This window comes from Aureliella helgolandensis (genome assembly GCF_007752135.1).
Lineage (GTDB): Bacteria > Planctomycetota > Planctomycetia > Pirellulales > Pirellulaceae > Aureliella > Aureliella helgolandensis.
In genome coordinates, this window is record NZ_CP036298.1 from 3,448,456 (window position 1) to 3,465,727 (window position 17,272).

Genomic DNA, 17,272 nt, shown 5'->3' on the forward strand with positions numbered 1-17,272 from the left:
TTGAGCGGCCAATTTGCTACTATCCGGCACGTCGCTGGGCAGCGTCAAAACGCAGCCCGTGAGAAACGAACCTAGAGTTTATCGCTGCCTACCAAACACGAGTGGAGGGAACCAGATGCCATCGGCAGAGAGCAGTCAATCCTGTGTGCATATTCGCTGGATGATTCGCCGGGACATGCCTTCGGTGCTTGCCATTGAAGAGGCGAGTTTCGAGTTTCCCTGGAGCGAAGATGAATTCATTCGGTGCTTGCGACAGCGCAACTGCATCGGAATGGTCGCTGAACGCGACGATCAGGTGGTAGGTTTTATGATCTATGAACTCCACAAGAATCGCTTGCACCTGCTGAATTTTGCAGTGAATCCACTGATGCGCCGCAACGCGATTGGTCATGCAATGGTCGAGAAGTTGCGTAGCAAACTATCGATGGACCGTCGCAACCGAATCATGCTTGAGGTGCGTGAGACAAACCTCGACGCGCAGTTGTTTTTCAAAGGTGTCGGATTTCGAGCCATCTCCGTGCTGCGAGATTTCTACGAGGATACCACCGAAGATGCATATTTGATGCAGTTGCGGTATCGTCCTACTTCCGAAGAACTTGCTCCGGCCGATGAAGCTTCGCGCCGCCTGGCAGGGTGATGCGTGGAGTCTTCCAAGAAGCCTGAGCGGCAAACCTTGCTTACCAGTGATCGATTTACCGTCGAGCGAGTTACGCAAACATTGCATGACGGTCGGCAGGTTCAGAAGGATGTGGTGCTTCATCCTGGCGCTGTGGTAATTATTCCAGTGCTGGATGATGGACGCGTCTGTTTGATTCGCAACTACCGGATTGCGGTGGAGCAAGAATTACTTGAGCTGCCTGCCGGTACCCTCGAACCGCCGGAGCCTCCGTTGGAAGCGGCTCGCCGCGAATTGGTTGAAGAGACGGGGTTTCGCTGCCAGTCACTGACTCTGTTGTGCGAATTCTATATGTCGCCCGGAATCCTCAATGAGCGTATGTATGCGTATGTGGCAACGGGGCTGACCCCAGGTGCTCAGGCATTGGAGATCGGTGAGCAAATCGCAATCCAGCCTGTTGAGCTTGAAGAGTTGGATGGGATGTTAAGGGATGGGCAAATTCAGGATTCTAAGTCGATGTCGGCTCTATTCTACTTCCTGCGATACCATCGCTAGCATTTCGTAAGCTTTGTGGTTTGTCAGTTGCGATCCGCAACGCGTTGTGTGGTTTTGGTTTTGTTGTTGTTGCTTCCGCGGCTTGTGGGATGAAGGCTGGCTGCGTTGTTGTGGGGCGGTTGCCGAGGCATGCCTGCTTGACAATATGCCTGTTGTAACACATAGTGGGTCTATGTCAGACACGAATCATCAAAGCCTAGCAGACGAGATTGGGAAGAAGAACGCTTTCTCCAGCCCACAGCAGGAAGCGTACCTGAATCTTGCGCGTACTTACGAGAACCTTTCCACGAAGTTCTCGCATCTTTTCAAGCAACACGGCTTGTCGGCTCCTCAGTACAACGCCCTGCGAATTCTGCGTGGCGAGGGGCGGCCGCTGCAGATCTACCAGATCGCAGAGCGAATGATCACGCGCCAAACCGATATTACGCGTTTGATCGAGCGATTGGAAAAGTCGGACTTGATCAAACGCGAACGATGTGAGGAAGATCGTCGGGTAGTTTGGATCACGTTGACACCCACCGCGCGTAGGAAGTTGAAACGGCTGGATGGGCCGCTGGAGAGCCTGCATTCCCAGCAGTTTCAAGGCTTGTCGAAGGCAGAATTAAGCCAATTGAATCAGTTGCTCTTTCGGGCGCGAAAGCCAAGCTAGTTGGCTGGCTTGGGAAGCAATCAATCGCAGAAAGGTTTGCCGCATGTCATCCCTTACTCATGGACTCTTGTCGCTCGTTGGTCGAGCAATGATCAGCACAATCTTCCTACTAAGTGCTGTGGGTAACAAGATTCCCAATTTCAATGGTGTTGTTGAGTACATGAGTGCCGCAGGAGTTCCTCAACCGAAATTGATGTTGGTGGGAGGAATCGTATTCCTGCTGCTGGGAAGTTTGTCGGTGATGGCCGGCTTCAGGACCCGCATCGGCGCGGTGCTGTTGGCTGTGTTCTTGGTACTGGCCACCTATTATTTCCATGATTTCTGGAATGAAGAGGGACGGGCAGCCGAATTGCAGATGATCCAGTTCATGAAGAACCTGTCGATGTTGGGCGTCATGGTCTTCCTGTTCGCCAATGGTCCCGGTGCATTCAGCTTGGATGGAAAGTTGGCTAGTACTAAGACGGTCGATTAGTGTCCCGCAGTGATAACCTCCGCCGCGACCGCTGGATGGTTTAGAGGTGTCGGCAAGGCGTCTCCAGTCCTCCTATTGCAGTCGCCATCTGTGCTTGCTTACCCAGCGGGTCGCTATTTCAGCAAGCCCGAGATCTGGGGAGCCGGAGATCAGGGGAGCCGGTTGGCCGAAACCGGCTGCTTGCGTACGCTTCCTTGGGAGGAAATTCCGGCTTCCCTGCGATCGCAAACACCGTCAGGGAATATAGCGAATCAATGCGATTGGAATCGCATAAATGGCGGCTGAGACGATAACACGCCACCATTGCCAGCCTACTGGGCAGTGAGAGCCCGCTTCCTTCAGTTCGCGAAATAGTATGATTAATCCCATTGCGGATAGATCAAAAGCGATGACCTGGTAAACGCTAGTGGCGACATGCCAACTGTAGACCGCAGCGATCAGTGCCAGAAGCGCGCAGGTGAGCGAAGTCTTGCCACGCGTGAGAATGGGTTTCCAGCCGTATGGCGTTCCATCGCGACTCATTCTCAAGGGAAACTTGGAGATGAAATCCCACATGAAGTAGAGAATGAATACGGCAGCTAGGCAGACCGCTTCCGGCCGCATGGAAAGATTCACATTTAAGTCTGCATCGACGGTTTCAGTTTTCCGGACGAGTACAAAGTAGACGACGACTAAAAATACGTCGATCATGAGCTCGGCGAAGTCGGGAGAGTAGACCGAGGAGAGGTGGATGTTGCGTCGTGCACGCGACGCCTTTCCCCACCCAATCCAGCTGGTGGTAATCAGTAAGAGTGCCAGCAGTAAGTGGCAGTAGGCGGGCCAGCATTCCGCCTCTAGAAACTTCGGTCCAGCGTTATCGACTACATCGGCGAAGCGGAGTGCGATTTCCGCAACCGCTAGTGAAAAGAGTAGTTCCACGAAACTGAAGTGTAGTTCGTTGTCACTCTCTGCAGCCTGGCTACCGGCTTCTTTTCGACTCATCAGTAGTACTCCGTTACAACACGATGTTCATTGACGGCATGCTGTTGATTGGCTGAATCGCAATGACTCCGGAACGGGCATTCTCCTTGGTCCTCTTGGGAAAGGCAGGCTGCATACTGCACTGGAAGCAGCGGCAGGTTTCGGCCATCGCAAGCGGGGGTATCTCGAACGCAGTAGGTCCGAAAAAGATTCCAGAAAAAGTAGTGCAGGCGATTCGGTGAATATTCTGTTTGAGAGGCGATAAGGTCGATGGCTCGGCGAACGGTCGAACGAATTGCTATATCTGCTCGAGCACTCACAAATTCGTGTGCGAGTACTTGACGTTGGAGTTCTCCGCTCAACAAGACGGTTCCCAGTCGTAGGTGCCCTCGAACTTCGTGGTAATCGATCGGCGCGGGAAGTGAATCGGGGTCTGCATACTTCCATAAGCCACTGTTACTCATCAGTGCAAGGAAGAATGCCGATTTTTTCTCCACGGGATCATTGAAGGCGTCAAACAGAGCCAAGAAGGAGAGTAAGCAGGGGGTCTTGCCGTCGATACGAAATTCACAGAACTCGGCAGCGGGGAGAATCGAGTTCCAATTTCTCAAGGTCAGATTCTGCCCCAGATTCCGAATCAATGTTGCGCGCTGGGCGCGTTCTGTTAGCAAGCCTCCAAAAATGGTATGCAACTCGTTTTCTGTGAATTCGGCCCAAGACGCAGGGGACAGGAACGTTGGGTCTGCCATTGCTGCCAAGCGAAACGCGTGCAGCAGGTAGTCCCAACCGCGATAGTATTCCTGGTCAATCCTGCCCTCCAGGGTTGGCAGCCCGCGGGGGGAAGTTTGATGGCAAATGGCTGCTAGGAAGAACCAAAAATTGGCCTGTTGGGCAGCGTCGAACGGGAGCTTGGGCACCGCTTCTACAGGGAGCGGCAAATTCAAGTGCCGCAATTTTTCGGCGATCTCGCCGCAGCGTTGAGCGTCCCAACGCACTTGCTGATCAATACACCCTTCATCCGTAGGAATGTTAGCCACCAGCCTATTGCTCCAACTATGCGATCCATGCTCGACCTTGCAAGCCTCAGCGGTTTTGCGGGGCTGAAGGCTTGGTGCTGTAGGGCTCGAGCAAAATACTCGAGGTGTAAGCTGCCAGTCTGTCCGCGAGGACTGAACAGGTTGCAGTTCTCTTCCACTTTTCAAATTCAGAGGTTTGGTGCCCTCTGAACTTCGGGCTAGTAGCCGCCGCTGGTGGTCGCTGTGTTGGCGATCGGAGGGAGCCCCAGCTTCTCTCGGGCTTCGCCTAGCATTTGGCTTGTGCGGCTGGCACCACAACGGCTAACGCCGAGGGCGCGAACTGCCAATAGGGATTCAAGGTCGCGAACTCCCCCCGCGGCTTTGACTTGAACATGGCTGCCCGAGTGTTCACGCATCAATTTGAGGTCTGCATGCGTTGCTCCACCAGTACCATAGCCGGTAGACGTTTTCACCCAGTCGGCTTTCAGTTCGGTGCAAATGCGGCAAAGTTGAATCTTTTGATCGTCGGTGAGGTAGCAATTCTCAAAGATGACTTTCACCTTTTGACCACCGCCATGCGCGACGTCGATCACCGCGGCGATATCCTGTTGAACGTAGTCCCATGCTCCGCTCAAAACCTGGGAAATGTTGACGACCATATCAAATTCTTCGCAACCATCTTGCAGCGCCTGCTCAGCTTCTGCGCGTTTTATTGCCGTCGTATGCCCACCATGCGGAAATCCAATGGTTGTGGAGGCCTTGATCGTGCTCCCACGCAGTGCGGTGGCACACTCTTTTAGGTAATACGGCAGGATGCAGACGCTGGCCACATCGTAGGCAATGGCGAGTTGCAGGCCTGCGTCGAGCTCCTTGGTGGTGAGCGTGGGAGTGAGCAGGGAGTGATCAATCATTTTGGAAAGATCTTGGTAGTTGTAATCATCCATCGTAGTGACTTTGCTTCTTGGCTAACGATCAGTGGTGTTGCGGCTGAAATCCAATCCAAGCTGCGACCAGCAGGCAGGCCCCTCCGTAGACTGGCAGCAGGCCCAGCAGCAAGCTACCTAGGCCCACCAACGTGAGAGAAACCGTAACGAGGCGAAGGCCAGTTCGCTTGGCTGTGAACTGCAGTAGTCTACTGCATGCATAGAGTGCAATACAGACGGTTATGAGAATCAACACTACGGCTAGGAATCGCCCAAGAATTTCCCAGGGAACGCTCTGCGCCGTCAAATGTAATTCACCACCCGGAGTGGTGAACAGGAATGTTTGACCACGATTGGGCAGCTCGACATCGAGGCTGGCCCAAATGGGGCCAACCACGGCAGCGTTGGCGGCTAACTCGCCACTGAGCGCTTTGCCTCGTGAATTCAAGTTGTCCGTTGACGGTGCTGAACCGGTAGCAGCCGGAGGATTCGGGAGAGACGTGTCACCAAACGCTTGGGGGGCGTTCGTGGGGGCCCGGCTATCTGTTTCCAATGCCCGCGTCAAAGCTGAAGCTGCCGATTGGCTATTCGGAACGTTTGCTTGGAGGCGGGAATGGTAGCGCTCCACCTGCCGTCGATAGTCATCGGAGAGCGTTTGGTCGTTTGCATTCTGGTCAGCCAACGTGGGCAGTTCTCGGTTGGAGTGCTGGCGTTCGGCCGCGGCCGCGGGCGTGGCTTTGGCATTGGCCGTGGCGTTGGCCTGCAAATGAATATCGAGTTGCCGTGGTCCGAGGGGGGCTTGCTGTGAGCCAAGTTGCCTCGTGTTCGTGGCGTTCCCTGGCTGGTCAGCGGGAGCACCGGCCCCCGACTGATTCGCGTCTGGTGGCTGACTCGCAAGTCCCTCTGCAGCAAGCCAATGATGGTCGAAATAGAGACTTCTTTCCGGTGTAATGTGACCGCGCTTTGCCGGGGCATTGGCGGAGTCCAATTGCTCAACCAGAGGGAAGTTGCCACCTTGGCTCTCCAACGTATTCAAGGCTCGCCCATTGTTTTGACCTCGGTAGATGCCGTTCAAGCGATCTCTGTTCGCCAACAAGCTGTCGGTGTCTAGCGTCGCGGTTTCAAAAGCGGCAACCTGTTGTTTGGCCTCTTCTAACGCAAACGTATTGGCGTCCAGTTGCTTTCTGAGTTCCAGGTTTTGCACCGTTCCGGCCAGCAATTGCTGATTCGCATCCTGCAAAGATGACTCCAACACTCGCAGATTGTAGGACGCCCGTGCCTTGGAGTACAACGCGCTCGGTGAGCTCAGAAGTGAACTCAATTCGGAGAGCTGCTTTGTGCGAAATGAAAGCCAGCCTGCTTGCAATTCCGTTTCCGATTCAACCCTCCCGAGCGTGCCGGAGAAATTGAACCAGTAGTTTTGCTCAGGTAAACTTAGCCGCACCTGGGAAAGTTCAACGGAAATGTTGAGCGTTTTCAAGAGTGGGAATGTCGTCGTCGAGAACCAAGTTGGGGGAGGAAGTTGGCCCCCGTATTTGAGCAGGACAGGATAGTCTAAGTCCCCTTCGGCGGTTCGAATTAGCGGAATGCGAACGATCGATTGAGACAACGCAGCATTTGACGAGGAACGCCGCATGGCTGGCTTGACCGGCTCTCCAGCGACACTAACGGTCCACAATTCCGCTCCCTCTGGCAACTGGACTTCTAAGTAAGGTTCGGTCCGATTCTCGATGCGATACTCCTGAGAGGCTCGATAGTTGCCATGGGAGTCGAGCATCAAAACTGTCTGCGCCAAACCGATTCTGGCAGCTGCGGTTTCGACCGCTTCATGTGCCTGTATTTGGTAGCTAAGCTGAGGGTTGATCGCATTTTGTTCAACTCGGTAAGTCGACGATGACTTGCTTCCCAGTTCTGCCAAGAGCCGATGCTGGCTCAGTTCCATGGACTCTACCTGTCGGAGCGCAGTTTGTTGGAGCGTGATCAGCTCGTCTTGGCTAGCGTTTTCAATCGCCACGTATCCCAAATTTGTAGTGCCCGTTTCTATGACCGGAACTGCTACGGACTGCGGGGCGGACGAGGCAAGTCGATCATGTTCAACGACAATTGCGAGTTCTCCCAGGATTGCATCCTGCAGCTCCAAATGAACACGTAGGAGTGAATTGGGCGTTTCGTCTACTGGAGTTACGGTCTGGCGACGCAACAGTGGTGCCCGAATGCTTGCAGAAGCGAGTTCTGGCGGCAGAAGAAAGGTAAACTCTCTGATTCCGGCCGATTCAATGTTGGCTAATAGCAACAAAGTCTCTTCAATCACCCGGTCTGATACTCTGACATTACTGGCCCAGGATGTCGTCACCATTGGTGACTTTAACGCTACATCCAAGGTGCCTGAGTAATCAGAGGTCGGGCATTGCACGACCACGCGTGCATTCACCCGCTGTGCAGGCACCAGCCAGTCATCCACACTTCCCAGTCCATCGATCATGCATTCGGATGCATCGGACAATTGAACGCTGTACGCCGGGTCGGTCTGGACTACGATTGCACCCGATTGGCTCTTGGCACCTAGCACATCGAACTTCGGTAGGGAAAGCTGGCTGGGGTGAGTCCCGTCACTCGTCCTGTTTGTGGGAAGTGATCCGAGGAGGACCAAGGGGAGTGTTTCTTGAAATCCGTTGGCAAGGATGACCTCCAAAATTTGCGGCGCTGACGCACCCTCAGCCGATTCTGGTCCAATGGACCAACGCACAGATCTTGGCGTTTCGAGTGTTGAAATTTGAACGTCGGCAGGGAGGCGGATTTGCAAATGGTGAAGGGGGCGGTCGCTGACCGTGACCAGCAAGCGCGTTTCAAAGTCACTGGACTGCTGGGAGATTTTCAAGACGGTCTGCGCGTGGACATCGATTCGTGGAGAAATCTCCGCCACGGAAAGTTCCAGTTGAATATTCGGCTGCTCAAATTCATAGGCTTGATAGGGTTCGACGCTGAGCGGTCCCGTTTCGGGCAAGGATGTAATCTCTTCGTCGCTCCCTGGAAAATCAATTCGTGAGACTCCTTCGGCCCTGAGGGTTGTCAGCTCGGTGATGAAGCTCTTCCGAATGAGAATCCTCCCCTGCAGTAAGGTCGCGTTGGGGAGGGTAGGGGGCTTCACCATGACGGTGGTGGCGGTTGCATTCTGCAGGAAAATAGGGCGGGTCGCAACAATGGTTACCGATTCGCTTTCGACTGCCGCTTTGAGTAGAGCGATCTCCAGTGTTTGGAGGCTGTCCGTGTTTCGCACACTCCAGTCGCGTATGTTTTGTCCCAGCACTTGTTCGATTCGATACTCGCCCGGAATTACGAATGTCAACGCTTCGAGCCGGCTACCGGGGAATTCCAATGCTGCCTCCCAAGCCAACCTTACCCTGTCCTCCGAAACATCGAAGATCGAGGTGGATTGGACATTGATGCCGTGCTCGACGCGTATGGAATCCATCTTAGATCGCCAGCGAAATGCCAGCCTTCCGTCCACTGGAATGGCGTATTCAAAGGTCGTTTCACCTGGGGCTGTTTGGGCGTGTAGCGGATCGGTTGGGGGCTCAAAACTAATTTCGGTGTGAGGCTCTGGCGCGGTTATATGCAGTTCGGTAGCTGGTGCGGTCGGTAATGAAGCAGCGATTTGATTCCAACTCTCAACCTTGTTGGAGGGAATTCGTAAAGTAAGTCGAAGTGTTTTTGTGCCTTTTCCTGTCGACTTGAGCAAGTAGAGTGCTGCATCCCTATTTTGCTCTTCGTCTGCCGACGTTGGGCCGGAATTTGATGAATGCGAGACTGCAACCCATCGCAGGGAGGCCGAGGTTTCATCAAGTTCCACGCTTTCGATGACGGCACCGCCAAGCCTGAGTGGAACATAGATTTCGCCGTCAACGAACTGCTCAAAATGCAGAACGCCCATCGTCTTGAGCGATTTTTTCTCGGTTAAGACCACCGAGTAACTGGCATTTCCCCATGCGAACTGCTGGTCAGCTTGCAGGCCATCTGTCGACTGCTGCGCACGGGCAGATCGCGCGAGTAGTCGCTTATATAGAGCAGAGGGGATCAACAACTTTTCGGTCTCGGTAGGACCGAGCGCGTCTTGAGATACGTAGGGAACCAGGATCGCATCGTTAGGAATCTCAACCGGTTTTGTATCGATTGGAAGTTGAGAGAGGAGCGTCGCCAATTGCTTGGAATCGGAACTGAAGCTCGCTTCAGAAGGCAGCGGCACGAACGCCGGGGCGTCGCCGCCTGGAGAGGCTTGCCCTTGGCAGGAGGAGGTCTCAGCTCCGAGCAACGCGAAGGCGAGGATGAGGGTCGCGGTTCCGTTGCGCACCGTCGGCGATTGCGCAGCGCGCGTCGCCCCTTGAAATCGGCTTAGGCAGGCCATCGTAAGTGCCTGAACTGCAAACAGGCAGACCAGCCCGAGGACGGCGACTAATATTGCGAACTGTGCCACCTCCGCTTCGATGATCCAACCCGTAGCAATGGGAATCAGCATTGCAAGACCGATGACTAGTACTAGGTACCGCATTCGAGCCCCAAGGCTTCGTGGCAACAAACCGAGCAGGCACACGATTATGCCAATGATCCAGCCGGTCCAAACCCACCGTCGTCGATCGATTACCAGAATACTTGTGGCGTCATGAGAACCAAGATTCGTCAGTTCGTAATGTTGACCATTCCCGAAGGCGTTCAAATCGATGGCAAGGCTGCGCACGCCCTCAAGTGCCCATTGGGCGGGGCGGGATAAACTCTCCACTTGTGCTGCAGCGGCTCCACTCGGATTGCCTTGTTTGTCTGCGACCAATGCTGTTGAGTCAGCTTTCTCAATTTTCAATTTTGGCGCAACAGCCTGAGATTGCTCTTCGGAAAACTCGAGTGGCACCTCCTCGCGGGACTCCTTTTCAGCCCGCGACTGAGTGGTCATACCAGCATCTGCCATCCGTACTGTGGCGGCGGAGTCTAGACTCCGCTTCGCCATGGGACGCGCAGGCACGTGCGCAAGCGGTTCCATCTCAAGTAGACCTCCCAACGTGCCAATCTGCTGCCCACCGCTAAACTTCCACAGCATAGGGATGAGCGAGCTGGGGGACTTCGCATTGCCATGCAAGGATTGGCCCGCAACGCGACTCAATTGATAGCCATGCGGTAGTATCAACTCCCAAGCAAGATCGGCGACTGGAACCAAACGCGTTTCAGGAGACTCTCCAAATCGTTCATGGAGTTGGGGAGTGAGGAAGTTCACCGGTGAGCGAAATTTCAGGGCGCTGCAAGGGGATTGATACACGATTTGCAAATCACGGAGTCGGGCGGCATCCTGGACTGGAATCGCCACGCTTACTCTCTCACCGATGCGTTGAGGCAGTGCGGGGGCACCATCTAAGGAGATAGACCAGAGGATGGAATCCTGAGGAAGTAGGAAATCGAGATAGCTTGCCTTAGTGCTCATCCGGTAGCGTGCTGCTGTTTGGAGCCGCCCTTGAGCAGAAAGAATCGTGACTAAAGCTGCCTTTTGAACGATGGTAGCCGGCAGCTCAAAGTGCGGACGTCGTGCGATTTTGACGACGACCTTGTCTGCTTCCGCAAGATAGCCAAAAGCGCCCAGCAGCCGTTTGCCAACTTGATACTCTGCATCGACAAATTCACCAATATCAACCGCCCGAGGATGTTCCTGGATTTCCAAGTCAAGTTCCGGGTGTCCCTCGACAGCCACTCCGCCCGATTGGTAATCGATATGCTCGACGCGAGCGGTAGGCAGTTCCAACTCTGCGGATTCTGCCCGAATTGTCAGAGCGAGGTCGACCGCAAGACGCACCGTCCCACGATGGGGTTTGCCCAATTCAACCGTCCACCGTCGCCTCCCATTTTCGATGCGACTGGTTGTCTCCTTAACGACGGTACCCCCGAGCCCTTGGATGCCGACTTCTGGCGGCGTGGATTCCGGAAGTGAGAATTGAATCTGCTGAACACTCGATTGGTGAATCAGCACTAGCAATTCAGAATGGAGGGCAGCGGATTGAGGTGAGATGGTAACGAAGTTGAGAACGCGAGCGGTTAATCTTGGGGCAGTGCGCCGCACCACGAACTCACCATGCCAAGTGTTCTCGGAAAAACGGTAAGCTAGTTTCGTCTCTTTTTCTTCTACGAGCAGTGTCTTTAGCTGCGAATTATCAAGGACGGCCATATTCTGAATGTTGACAGGTTCTGCCTGCAGGTCGTCTTGCATTTTAAGGGAGACGATTCCTTGCTGGTGATACGCGTCAACGACTGAAAAGAAGGGTAGAACTAGAGGCTGAGTCTGCCAATTGTCCAGCCAACCAACGGGATGATAATGCGCGATGAGCTGCACCATTGCAGAGCTGCCTGGTTCGATTCCTTTGGGGAACTGAACCCGAATCCTAGTTTTTCCCTGTTGGGAGACATTGTCGTATTTCAAGTTTTCTCCATCCGGAAACCTTACCTGGTTAACGCTCCAATTCGTAGGCATTTCGATGTCGAAATGGAATAGATCTTCGTGCTCGCGATGCAGTGTAAAACTGACCTCGGACTTTTGCATCTCGTCGCTGACGACCACACAAGTTTGAGATTCGACGGTCAAACGGGGAGCTAGGGGACTTAACATCGCGGAAATGGCATAGGGCTTACCCGCCGTATAAAATGCAGCTACAGCCGTCCGTTTTGAGACTGAGGATTGTTCCGCGAGAAGAGTCGTGGACAAGGCGGCGGACAGAATGTCGACATCAATGGGAACCAGTTCTTCAGGTAAAATATTCGCTATTTGAAGCTTGTCTTCGACGACGATCCCTAGGACCGCCCGGAAGTCAGACACCTCCTGGGGGCTAAATTCAGGCATGTGCCATTTCCCAAGCTGCGGACGTTTGCGATCGAGACGCACATTAAAGGAAGTTTGCGTGGTAATGGGGTGTTGGAGCTGAAGGACCAGGACGGAGCGCTCTTCGGTGCGTTCAATTGACCAGCGGCTGAGTTCCTCACCGGTAACGCTATGGACCTCCAGGCTCTCATCCACATGGAATCGCAGTTCCTCTGCGGCTCCGTGGATAACTTTCATGGCCAGCGTTGCATGCAAATGTTCGTAGTCCTCGGTGATCTCCTCTAGCAATACTGCTTGCAACGCAACCGTAGTGTGCTCGTGGAGCTCTCGGTTGTTCAGCGAGAAAACGATCTGCATAGGATCTGCACTACAGAGCACGTCAAAGGAGGTCGTCCCGGAAGCTTCGTTCACGACGCGGTTCAAAACCGCTACTCCAGATTCGATTTCGACATTGCCGGGGACTTGGAGTTCTAGTTGACTGGTTGGAGTCGTGGGTAGGGCGAGACTTAGCTTCTGTTGTATATCTTCGTTAGATACCTCCGATACCATTTCAAGTTCTAGAGTGTGTTGCCCTACTCCTTCCACAAAAACTAAGATCACCCCCGCTTCTTGTTGGAGCAATTGGGCCGGAGACGAATCGAGGTTTGCGCGTAGAATGCGGACACCCTGCAACGCTAACGGGATGGCTTGAAGCCCATCAGCGAGTACATCGATCGTCAAACTTCCCTGGAGGACCGCACTCTGCGCAATTAGCCGGGCCCTATAGTTGGCGGCAACAATCGACGCCCGAAAAGGGAGTTCCGGCTGCTCAATTTTTCGGGCGTCGACAATGAGTTGATCGAATTCCTCTCGAGAAAGATAGACTCGCTCTGGGCTTCCCTGCAACAACGCCTCGAGTTGCTCAATGGGGACGTACAACTCGCGAGTGGGGAGTTCAGGTTCCGATTCAAGCTGAGGTTGAGCCAACGCGGCGACCGACGAAAACCAACAAATGCAGCAACCGACTAACACGCTTCGCAAGTGGAAGCGGGAGTGTTGGCCGAATGGGATGTAACGATGATCAAGCATTGGTACCTCCCTCTTCTTCCTTAGGAGCATCTAGGGGGGCTGGATTCCTATTTTCCTTCACGGCAACGACGTCCGAGGGGAGAGAAGGATCGTCGGCTGAATTTGACAAATCGGTCGTAACCGCCGCTTTCTCGCTCTCCGTATGTTTGGAAAGGGCAGAGGAGAGCCGAGTCATAGGGTGCCAATAGCTGCGTTTAAATAAGCGGCTTGCATGCCATGTGAGCCACGCGACTCCCACGATCGACAGGCCAGCAATCGTGGGAAGGCTCAGGAGCTGATGTCCCAGTGGGGGAGCACAAATTCCGCCAGCCACCGCAGCAGCGAGTAGCGTAAAGACAACCGCCAATTTGACTCCGAGTGGAGTGCCCAGCAGAAGAAAGCCCATCGCCAGCAGCAGGCCTAGGATTGTTAGACTCAGAGTATTGCGGTGTGTTGTGGTTAAATGCAAATCTCCGTCAGGGGACTCGGCGGGACTCAAGGCAGAGAATAGATAGAGGGTGCCATCCCTCTGAAACTCGGGCCCTGGCGGAATCGCTAACCCCTTACCAATCCATTGCACCAATTCCTCTTCGGGCGTTGTGGGCCAAGGCTTGGCCTGCAGGCGCGTGAAACGCCATGTGAACTCATCCGTCCAGGGCCCAAGTGTACGCAGCAGACAATACTCCTCTGGAAGGTAAACGCCGAGGTAGACCTTCTGAATTGCTGGTTCCTCGGGAAAAGTTGGTAGGGCGATTTGAGACAGATTTCCTGCGAGGTTGTAACGCAGGTCTAGCACAAACGACTGATTCGGATCTTGCCCGGTCAGGGGAATGGTTAGCAAGTCCGCGTCGGCCCGCTCTAAATTTACGGGAGCTCCATCGATACGGACTGGCTGACTGTCAAATTCGACACCCTTGGGCAGGCGAAGGGCAAGGCGTTGACGTGCGCTGCGGATGCGGTACAAACCATGAACACTATGCCTGCCGCTACGTGTAGCGACCACGCGGACCAACCCTCGCTCGATACTGGTGCGCTTCACCTCCTCCAGCTTGTAACGCACCGCAGCCAGACGGAGCGACCAGACGTCATGAAACTCGAATGCCCGAGAAGCATTGGCAACTTGCGCGTCAGGCATGGAATCCTGGTCAGGATCGATCGCTCGCAAACCGCTGGGGTCTCCGTAGGTCGTTACGTCTAGCGTTTCAGACTTGGTGATGAGTATCTGCCCCCAGCCTCGATCGGAACCTTGAGCGACTAAGCGGGGGACCTCCAGCTCCACGCGCTGGCCGATCTTAAGATCTTCGATTTGGGCTTCCCACTGAAGCTTGATTGCGACATCGCCTCGCAATTCCGTGTCTCCGGAAAACATCCAAGCGGTGTAGCCGGGGGCAATGTCCTCAGGTGGCGGAGAAATGGTTCTATCGCGCAGTTCGCTACTCACATTCCGAATTTTCGAACTCACCTCGCTGGGGACATCGATACGTAACCCTTCGACGCCACTGTACTGAATTGTGGATAGGAACAATGCCTCGAATTTGGCGACTCCATCCTCAACTTCAACTAGTAGCCTCTGACGTGTTGTAACGTAGGGTTGACGCCGCTCAACGGAGAGATCGATTGCAGCAGTCGAATCCGAAAATTGGTAGGCTAGTTTGGGCTGACCGCTAAGGGAACTTGAGCTGGAGCGGGCGTGAATATCCAAGAATGCGTCTTCCAGGCCAATACTTCGCAAGCCCGTTGGGCTCGGCGTAAGTCGTAGGCTTTCATCGGAAGTGATTACCAAATTGCCCGAGGCGCGGGGAGCGAACTCATTTACGAATTGGGGAACTCGTAGATTGAAGTTAGATGCCGCACCCGTTGGTGTGGCTAGGTTGGGATCCGAGATTGAACGTTGCAAGCGAAACGCGATGCCCACCCGTCCGATCGCTTTACGCGATAGACTGACGATGAGGCGTTCTGGGGTTTCCTCAGATCGTTGAAAGGAATCAACCTGAGCCGGAACAGCCCCCGGTAACTCGACACCGGCTACATTTTGAATCTCAAAATCGGGTGGGAGACTAAATTCGAACCGAAACAGGCCTGCTTGCTCAATATCGAGCAGGGCTGTTACGTCTGCCGACAAGCGGTTGGGAGCAATCCGGTATTCCACCAGTTCGTGAACGGTGACGCGGGGCTCGACCGGCTGCGCTTGCAACTGGAGGTCAAAGGGCAAAGTGGCATAGCGATAGGCGAGCTGCCAAGCTTGCTGCCCGAGGGAATCTGGCAAATCTTCTGCATCGATCTGTTGTAGGCCCGTTTGTGCGTTCGGTTCAATTCGGAGGGTGGGATCAACTTGCAAGACGAGCACCCCCTGTTGGCGACCGGCGTCGATAGCTCGAATCAGTGGTATCGTAAATGGAATTATCCCAGCTGCCGCTTGAGGTTGGGGAGCTTGAACGCTCGTACCCGCAGGTTGCAGATAGTGCTCCATTTCCAGGGTCAGTTGTTGTTCGTTAGCAGCTGGTTCGAAGAGTTGGATTGTGATGACCTGCTTGCCCTCCCGGGGCTCGACATTCCATTGCCGAAGGTTCGGTGCGTAGAGGCTCATCACTTTCTGATTCAACGGAACTTCAACGGATAGCTCCGAAATAGGTGCTCGGCTAATCTCGTACTTCAGCGTGGCGCGAGTGCGTAGGACACTGGTACTCAGGTAGGATTGCTGAATTGCATGGACGGCTACGAGCGGTGGCAGTCCTAAGGCGCCTTCTGCTTTAGGAGTCCATTCAATAGTCACTCGAGGCGTCGGGCCAACAAAGGCCAGCAGCACAGATTCCTCGCGAAAGTCCCCGCGGGTGGTCAAGCCGTCTGCAGTCAGTTCACTGTTCTCTGATTCACTGTTCTCTGATTCATCATCAAGCTCTCCTTCTTGACCGTTTTCAGCAGCTTCGCTGTCGCTGTCGCTGTCGCTGTCACTGTCGCTGTCACTGTCACTGTCACTGTCACTGTCACTGTCACTGTCACTGTCACTGTCACTTGCGGACCGTGGAGCCGCATGCAGCGGACGCTCCTGTGGCTGGACTTGCGTGTCTTCGACAGAGGCGAGCATGGGAGTTACGCCAAATTGAATGCCTGCTTGAGCGATACTAATACGCCATCGATTGACTGGGGATTGTGGGGCATCAAACCAGACGCTGTTTTTGCCAGCTTGTTTCTCGAAAGCGCGGGCATAGACGAGGCGGAGCTCGATTCGTTGTGGACCCGTGGAGCTGTTGTTGACAACCAAGTCATAGCCGGACTCTTCAGAAGCAATGATTCGGGCGGGCTTTCCGGCGATTTCCGCCGACAGGATGGCGGCGTTGGCCAGTCTCAAGGGAATACGGTTCCAACCCTGCTTGAGTAGCTCGATATTCAGGGTTGCCGCGACGCGCACGACGTCCTGTTCGACCCTTGCGTTGTTCGCGATTGTAGAGATGATGGAATCGACTGGCGACGTGTTGGAGGTTGCCTGAGGTGCTTGCTTTTGAGCGGCTTTCCACATCGCCTCAAACTGCTCGTAAGGAAGGAAGATGCCTCGGCCTTCCTTCTCAAAGACATCTTGCAGCTTGCTGAAGGGGATGTAGATCGTCCGCTCGGTGGGCACTGCCAATTCAACCGAGTTGGATTGCGCGTCTGGGGACTGTTGGGCGATTCCCCGCTGAGCTCCAGAGCCGAGAAGAAGAAGCAGTGCTGCAGTCGGTATGGCCAAGCTTGCTAGGCGATGTGGCACTCTGAGCTGGAAGACGCGGCAGAGCAGCGGCGGCAAGTCCTGCAAGTGTCCCGCCCATCTGGCGGAAGCGTTGCCAAGGGGCGAGCGGGCGATGCGTCGCCTGGGGCATCGCCGGCCCACGGCAGCGAAAACTGTGGCAGCGATCACAGCGGCAGCGAGGAAGCCGACACCCGAGACAGAGTCGGTCCGTGAAGTGGATGACATTTTTCAACCCTTTGGATCTGACGATCAACAAGTGTCTGGCACATTCGGTGCGCGATACCGACGATGCCGCGGTTGCAAAAGAAATTGCAATCGGGCACCCCAAGCTGTGCTCGGCAGGCAAGCCAACATACACTGCGTAATATCATAGACGCTCGATGTAGGAAGCCAGTTTCCGAATATCTCCTTTTTGGGGTTTGCGATACCAAGCGTCCCGTCCCCTGTAGTTCGGTGGACGCGT

9 protein-coding genes are annotated in these 17,272 nt (G+C 54.4%); 4 read left to right on the forward strand and 5 right to left on the reverse strand.

What is annotated here, in order from left to right; all coding sequences use genetic code 11:
* The first annotated feature begins 115 nt into the window (after positions 1 to 115).
* The 4 genes from rimI (at position 116) to Q31a_RS12265 (ending at position 2,292) form a co-directional block, all read left to right on the forward strand.
* A complete protein-coding gene (gene rimI / locus Q31a_RS12250; RefSeq protein WP_231691172.1) occupies positions 116 to 637 on the forward strand; it encodes a ribosomal protein S18-alanine N-acetyltransferase in 522 nt (173 codons plus the stop codon).
* 36 nt (positions 638 to 673) lie between these two features.
* A complete protein-coding gene (locus tag Q31a_RS12255) occupies positions 674 to 1,171 on the forward strand; it encodes an NUDIX hydrolase (RefSeq protein ID WP_145087204.1) in 498 nt (165 codons plus the stop codon).
* A gap of 172 nt (positions 1,172 to 1,343) precedes the next feature.
* Positions 1,344 to 1,820, forward strand: a complete 477-nt coding sequence (locus Q31a_RS12260; RefSeq protein WP_145077951.1) for a MarR family winged helix-turn-helix transcriptional regulator — start codon at positions 1,344 to 1,346, stop codon at positions 1,818 to 1,820.
* A 43-nt stretch (positions 1,821 to 1,863) separates the two neighbouring features.
* The gene (locus Q31a_RS12265) at positions 1,864 to 2,292 is read left to right on the forward strand and encodes a DoxX family protein (RefSeq protein ID WP_145077953.1); all 429 of its coding nucleotides are present in this window, start codon (positions 1,864 to 1,866) and stop codon (positions 2,290 to 2,292) included.
* 234 nt (positions 2,293 to 2,526) lie between these two features.
* On the opposite strand, the gene Q31a_RS12270 is transcribed toward Q31a_RS12265, so the two are convergent.
* From Q31a_RS12270 to Q31a_RS12290, 5 genes are all read right to left on the reverse strand, one after another.
* Positions 2,527 to 3,273: a hypothetical protein gene (locus Q31a_RS12270; protein WP_145077955.1), complete on the reverse strand. Its 747-nt coding sequence runs from the start codon at positions 3,271 to 3,273 to the stop codon at positions 2,527 to 2,529.
* Positions 3,273 to 4,289, reverse strand: coding sequence for a hypothetical protein (locus tag Q31a_RS12275; RefSeq protein ID WP_145077957.1), 1,017 nt, complete (start codon positions 4,287 to 4,289; stop codon positions 3,273 to 3,275). The genes Q31a_RS12270 and Q31a_RS12275 overlap by 1 nt, the downstream gene beginning before the upstream one ends.
* 197 nt (positions 4,290 to 4,486) lie before the next feature.
* Complete coding sequence (gene deoC, locus Q31a_RS12280) at positions 4,487 to 5,212, reverse strand: deoxyribose-phosphate aldolase (protein WP_145077959.1); 726 nt, start codon at positions 5,210 to 5,212, stop codon at positions 4,487 to 4,489.
* Positions 5,213 to 5,240: 28 nt separating this feature from the next.
* A complete protein-coding gene (locus Q31a_RS12285; RefSeq protein ID WP_145077961.1) occupies positions 5,241 to 13,106 on the reverse strand; it encodes a hypothetical protein in 7,866 nt (2,621 codons plus the stop codon).
* Positions 13,099 to 17,034, reverse strand: coding sequence for a hypothetical protein (locus Q31a_RS12290; protein ID WP_145077963.1), 3,936 nt, complete (start codon positions 17,032 to 17,034; stop codon positions 13,099 to 13,101). The genes Q31a_RS12285 and Q31a_RS12290 overlap by 8 nt, the downstream gene beginning before the upstream one ends.
* Positions 17,035 to 17,272: the final 238 nt, after the last annotated feature.